The following is a 1451-nucleotide window of genomic DNA, read 5'->3' as shown; positions in this document are numbered from 1 at the left end:
CTTCACCGGGCCGGTGGCGGACTGGCCGAGGAACCGACGCCGCCGGCGGCGATACGCGACGTTTCCCAGGAGCCGGCGCAAATCCTGGTGCTGCTCTGCCGATGTGGGGATGCCGAGCCTGCCCATGGCGCATTCAAGGCCCTTTCGGCCGAGGCCCTTTCCGCTGACCTGGGCCTGGATCCGGCGGTGGTCCGGGTAACGGTTATCTCGAATCTTTGCACCACCCCGGGTTGGGAAGCCCTTTCGAAGACCGATACCAGCGACGTCAACCGGGTGCTGGTGGGAGCCTGCCGTCCCCTGACGTGCGGCGCAAAGGCGCGGGAGTTGGCCGGCATCTTCGGTCTTGCCCCGGCCTACATCGAAACCGTGGCCATGGACACCCCACCGGCCGCCAGGGACCTGGCCACCCTCAAGGCCGCCGTCGCCCGGCTGAAAAACGCCGTGGGTGAAACCGGCCCGGTAGCGCCGGTTTGCCAGCGGGTATTGGTGGTCGGTGGAGGCATCGCCGGTATGCATGCCGCCCTGGCCGTGGCCGATCACGGCATTCCGGCAACCCTGGTGGAGGCGGCCGACCGGCTGGGCGGCAACCTGACCTGGCTGCACGAAACCCTGGACGGCGAAGCGGTGGCGCCCTTCCTGGACGCAACCATCGATCAGATCAAGAACCATCCCAACATCCAGGTCAAAACCCGCAGCCAGGTGGCCGGTGCCTTCGGACAGGCCGGACACTTCGTCTCGACCGTCACGACGGCCGAAGCGCCTGCGGAAACCATCGAACACGGCGCCGTGATCCTGGCCACCGGCGGCGGCGAAGCCGTCACCCGGCGCTATGGTTACGGCAGCCACCCGGCGGTGGTCACCCAGCGCGAACTGGAGCAGCGCATGCGTGACAACACGCTGAATGCCGCCAGCCTGACCGGCGTGGCCATGATCCTGTGCGTGGATTCCCGACAGCCCCCCGCAACTACTGCAGCCGGGTCTGCTGTCCCACGGCGCTGAAACAGGCCCTCTGGCTCAAAAAGCGTAATCCCGGGCTGGGGATCTACGTGATCTACCGTGACATGATGACCTGCGGCACCAGCGAAACCCACTTCACCGAGGCGCGGCGCCAGGGAATTCTCTTCTTCCAGTACCGGCCGGGAGCCGAACCCGGTGTAACGGTGAGTAATGACGAAATGCGCGGCGTGACCCTCAGCCTGTTTGATCCCATCCTTGACCGGCCGGTGGAGATCGGCGTCGATCTGCTCGTTTTGGCCACCGGCATCACGGCGCGCCTGCCCGAAGCGCTTTCCCAGGCCTATGGCGTCCAGCCCGATGAAGACGGCTTCTTTAGCGAAGCGGACAGCAAATGGCGACCGGTGGAGGCCCTCAAGGCCGGCGTGTTCGCCTGCGGCATTGCCTTGTCGCCGCGCAATATCGCCGAATCCGTGGCCACGGCCGAAGCCGCCGCC

General features: G+C 66.6%; 1 protein-coding gene and 1 pseudogene. Both read left to right on the top strand.

Features of this window, described 5'->3' with window-relative positions:
* Positions 1-999 (top strand): FAD-dependent oxidoreductase (locus JCM12296_RS34780; protein WP_157068196.1); only part of this gene is annotated, 999 nt, incomplete at its 5' end.
* Positions 936-1451: pseudogene (locus tag JCM12296_RS34775) on the top strand (heterodisulfide reductase); the annotation flags it as partial. The gene JCM12296_RS34780 and the pseudogene JCM12296_RS34775, both read left to right, overlap by 64 nt.

Origin of the sequence: Desulfosarcina cetonica JCM 12296 (assembly GCF_001311845.1) — a bacterium.
In the GTDB taxonomy this organism is placed as follows: Bacteria; Desulfobacterota; Desulfobacteria; order Desulfobacterales; family Desulfosarcinaceae; genus Desulfosarcina; species Desulfosarcina cetonica.
The sequence above is the reverse complement of the archived record's forward strand: the minus strand, read 5'-3'. Positions and strand labels throughout refer to the sequence as shown.